Below are 4,457 nucleotides of genomic sequence, written 5' to 3' on the forward strand. Positions count from 1 at the left end.
AAAGGGAAATTGTTAGTAGCACAAATTGTAAGTTAATAGCTAGGAATAACCTATCTATGACATGGATTTAAAATCGTTCCCTCAACCTAAACAGATCCTGAAAAATCTTTGTTACAAATTTTCTACGCCTTTTCAAACTCCGGTAAAGTATGGTTTACTCTTTTTTTTGAGCACATCAAAACTCCTTGTAATTCGACGATAATCTCGAGAAACTAATTTGTTCAATAATAGTCAATAATATTGTTGAGAGACGTTTCTAATTTTAAGAACAGCAAGATCATCCTTATATAAAACATTAACTGAAAAAACGGTAAATATTTGTTTGTAAAACACTTTCTCACTAAATTATAGCAGGTTGCTATGTAACGAATACTCCGAATTGATAATACCAACATCGCATTAATTGCTATAAAATTCGAAATCGTTGTATTTAAAACAATTAGTAAGATTAAAATGGATTAGGATCGATTATCTGTCGCTAGTATCTCTGAGACTTGCTATAGTTTACCTTTTACCCAAAATTAATTTGGAGAACAACCATATGACTATCAAAATAGGTATTAATGGATTTGGCCGTATTGGTCGTTTCGTATTTCGTGCAGCGCAGGAACGTGATAATATTGAAATTGTAGGTATTAACGACCTAATCGACGTGGATTATATAGCATACATGCTTAAGTATGATTCAACTCATGGACGATTTTACGGTGACGTTAAAGTCGAAGCAAATAACTTAATTGTTAACGGAAAAGCTATACGCGTTACCGACAAGCGTAATCCTGCAGATTTAGAGTGGAATGCTATTGATGTTGACGTGGTAGTTGAGGCTACGGGTCTTTTTTTAACTGATGATACTTCTCGTAAACATATTATTGCTGGTGCTAAAAAAGTTATCTTAACAGCACCTTCTAAAGATAAGACTCCTATGTTTGTGATGGGTGTTAACGACTCAACTTATTCTGGTCAAGATATCGTCTCTAATGCTTCCTGTACAACCAATTGTCTTGCTCCTATTGCTAAAGTTTTAAATGACAATTTCGGTATTCTTTCTGGTCTCATGACCACTGTTCACGCAACGACTTCTACTCAGAAAACTGTTGATTCTTGTTCCACTAAAGATTGGCGCGGTGGGCGAAGTGCTCTTCAAAATATTATCCCGTCTTCTACTGGTGCAGCTAAAGCTGTAGGTGTTGTTCTGCCAGAATTACATGGAAAATTGACTGGTATGGCATTTCGCATTCCAACAGCTGATGTTTCTGTGGTTGATCTAACAGTTAATTTAAAGAAAAACGTATCTTATAAAAATATCTGTCAAAGTATGAAAGAAGCATCTGAAACCAGACTAAAAGGTATCTTAGGTTACACCGAAGAGCAAGTTGTCTCTCAAGATTTCATTGGTGAAAAGCAGACTTCAGTCTTCGATGCTAAGGCTGGTATAGCTCTTACTGACAATTTTGTCAAGATTGTATCTTGGTATGATAACGAAATCGGTTACTCAAATAAGATTTTAGATTTGGCAATCCATATATCGCAATAATATTTTTCTTAAACTGTATTATTAACTTTGGGGTATATGCAGTCAGCCCGTCTTGCTAATAAATTAGCAAAAAGGCAACTAATCTTACCCCTTCTTAAAAGTATACCTCCACAAACAATGGTCCATAAACCTTCATTAATTATGAAATAAATTTTTAAAAACAAATTATCATGAAAACAGCTAACATTATAGAATTCCACTAATTATTGAACGTACATAACACTATAACCCATTTTAAAAAAATTATAGATAAATTAGGAATTAAGATAGATCATGTCAAATATTATACTTGCTAAAGCCTTAAAACACGGAGATAAGATAGGCTTTTTTTCTCCTTCATCTCCTGCTACCGTTTTTGCACCTAATCGTTTTAAAAGAGCGAAATCTTATTTAAATAATCAAGGGTTTAAATTAGAAGCTGGATCTCTTACTGAAAAAAGCGATTATTATCGTTCAGGGAATATTAAGGAACGAGTAAAAGAAATTAACGAACTGATTCGAAATCCAGAAATTCGATGTATTATATCAACAATCGGTGGTAGTAATAGCAACGCTTTACTTCCCTATATTGATTACGAAGCGTTGCTTCAAGATCCTAAAATCATTATTGGTTATTCAGATGTTACAGCCATTTTATTGGGAATTTTTGCTAAAACAAATATTGTTACTTTTCATGGAGCAGCACTTGTAGCCTCTTTTGGAGAATTACCTCCGCTAGTTGATGAAACCTATAAGTCATTTAATGATTTATTATGCAAAGAAAGCTTTCCTCCTTTTTATTACTCGATGCCAAAATTTTGGAGTGATATGAAAATTGAGTGGGAAAATCAATTTCATCCTAAAAAACTAAAAAATAATAATTGGCAATTTTTGGGAAGTGGTACTATTTCTGGTCGAATTATTGGTGGGAATTTACATACTATAGCCGCTATATGGGGGAGCCCATATATGCCAGAAATTTTATATGGAGACATTCTTTTAATTGAAGATTCGATGAAAAGCATTGATATGGTTGAACGTTCACTCTGTCATCTAAAAGCATGCGGTGTTTTTGATAAAATTTCAGCAATTATACTTGGAAAATATGAACTGTTTGACGATAAAGGAACAAATAGAACACCACTTGACGTACTTTTTGAAGTCCTTAATAAACAGAAATTACCAATTCTCTATGGTTTCGACAGTTGTCATACGCATCCAATACTCGCAACACCAATCGGCATAGAGGCTGAAATTAACTTCGAAAAAAAAAGCTTTTGTTTAAAAAGTCCATGGATCAAGTAAAGATCAAAGCCAATTAATTTTATTTAATGCAAACTGCTGAATAATATTAACTGGCTTATAACAAAAAAAACCTCATCTCTGATTTTGCAACCACTCATCCATATCAGTTTTTAAGTTATCAGATTTAGTACCAAAAACAGCCTGAATTCCACCAGATCCGACCACGACACCCGAAGCACCTAACTTTTTTAATGCGTCTTGATCAACCACTGCTGCGTCTACTACCGAGACACGTAATCGAGTAATACAAGCATCTAAAGAAAGAATATTATCTTTACCACCGAACGCTGATACTAACTTACCTGCGAACTCTGAACCTGAAGAAATTTCAAGATTATTGGATGTACTTGCCTCACGGCCTGGAGTTTTAAGATCAAAAATTTGAATCGCTATACGAAATACTAAATAATAGATCAGCGCATAAATTAAACCAACACCAATCATCAATGGCATCTTCTGAGCGTTACCAGAAAGAACTAAAAAATCTATAAAACCGTGAGAAAACGAAATACCGTGAACTAAACCTAGAGCATTAGTGACAAAATACGCAGAACCTGCTAGCAAGGTGTGCAGACCATAAAGTATAGGAGCAACAAATAAAAATGAAAATTCAACAGGTTCAGTAATACCTGTCAAGAACGATGTTAATCCTACAGAAACCATCATACCCATAATTTTTAAACGCTCTTCTGGCCTAGCAGAATGAGCAATTGCAACCGCTGCTGCTGGTAAACCAAACATCTTGAACATGTAGCCGCCAGCAAGTTGACCAAAACCATTGCCAGCGATGCGAGAAGCCTCATCAGCAACCAAATAACATGTCAGAACACCATTTTGGACTTCAGAATCAGAATTTAAACATTTACCTGCTTCGAAAAAAAACGGAACATTCCACACATGGTGCAGACCAAATGGGATCAAAGAACGTTCAACAAGACCATAAATACCAAAAGCTATTCGTGGGTTTTGATAAGACGCCCAATCAGAAAAAAGAGCAATTCCTGCATTAATTGGTGGCCAAATAATTGCGAGTAAAATTCCCAAAACGATCGCAGAAAATCCAGTAATAATTGGTACAGAACGCTTTCCAGAAAAAAAACCGAGATATTCTGGAAGTTGGACTTTAAAAAAATTCTTGAACGCCCAAGCAGAAATAGCACCAATTAAAATACCACCGATCACACCGGCAGAAATTTGATCAATCCCCATAACATTAGATATACTCGCCAATGTTGCGTTCATAATTCCATAACCAACGATAGCAGAAAGACCAGCTACACCATCATTATTCGTGAAACCAAGCGCTACACCGACTGAGAATAATAACGCAATTTGATCAAACACTGAACTACCAGCTTGTTTCATTAAATCCGAAACAACTTTAGGGATAAAAGCAAAATCTGCAGCACCTACTCCAAGAAGAATACCTGCAATTGGTAAAACTGAAACTGGCAACATCAAAGATTTACCAACTTTCTGCAGATTAGAAAAAAAGTTTTTAAACATATTAACACTCCTGAACAAAAGTCATTAACGTTCTATCTATAAGTTACGCATTATCTGGATAACTAATGTAAAATATACAATCACATGCATTACTCTGCTGCTGCCAGGATTACACTTTTATGCACTTTAG

The 4,457-nt window shown here is 35.0% G+C and carries 3 protein-coding genes; 2 read left to right on the forward strand and 1 reads right to left on the reverse strand.

Annotated elements, in window-relative coordinates; genetic code table 11:
• Nucleotides 1–541 precede the first annotated feature (541 nt).
• Both gap and CF67_RS00750 read left to right on the forward strand, forming a co-directional pair.
• Nucleotides 542–1,537, forward strand: coding sequence for a type I glyceraldehyde-3-phosphate dehydrogenase (gene gap, locus CF67_RS00745; protein WP_034413106.1), 996 nt, complete (start codon nucleotides 542–544; stop codon nucleotides 1,535–1,537).
• 282 nt (nucleotides 1,538–1,819) lie between these two features.
• Nucleotides 1,820–2,821 carry a S66 family peptidase gene (locus CF67_RS00750; protein ID WP_034413111.1) on the forward strand — a complete coding sequence of 334 codons (1,002 nt, stop codon included), beginning with the start codon at nucleotides 1,820–1,822 and terminating at the stop codon, nucleotides 2,819–2,821.
• 72 nt (nucleotides 2,822–2,893) lie between these two features.
• On the opposite strand, the gene ptsG is transcribed toward CF67_RS00750, so the two are convergent.
• The gene (gene ptsG, locus CF67_RS00755) at nucleotides 2,894–4,327 is read right to left on the reverse strand and encodes a PTS glucose transporter subunit IIBC (protein WP_034413108.1); all 1,434 of its coding nucleotides are present in this window, start codon (nucleotides 4,325–4,327) and stop codon (nucleotides 2,894–2,896) included.
• Between the last annotated feature and the right edge of the window lie 130 nt (nucleotides 4,328–4,457).

Source organism: Candidatus Photodesmus blepharonis (assembly GCF_000731795.2).
Lineage (GTDB): Bacteria > Pseudomonadota > Gammaproteobacteria > Enterobacterales > Vibrionaceae > Vibrio > Vibrio blepharonis.

Excerpts from the sequence above, each read along its gene's own strand:
- gap (WP_034413106.1), top strand. The coding sequence starts at position 542 with ATGACTATCAAAATAGGTATTAATGGATTTGGCCGTATTGGTCGTTTC.
- ptsG (WP_034413108.1), bottom strand. The coding sequence starts at position 4,327 with ATGTTTAAAAACTTTTTTTCTAATCTGCAGAAAGTTGGTAAATCTTTG.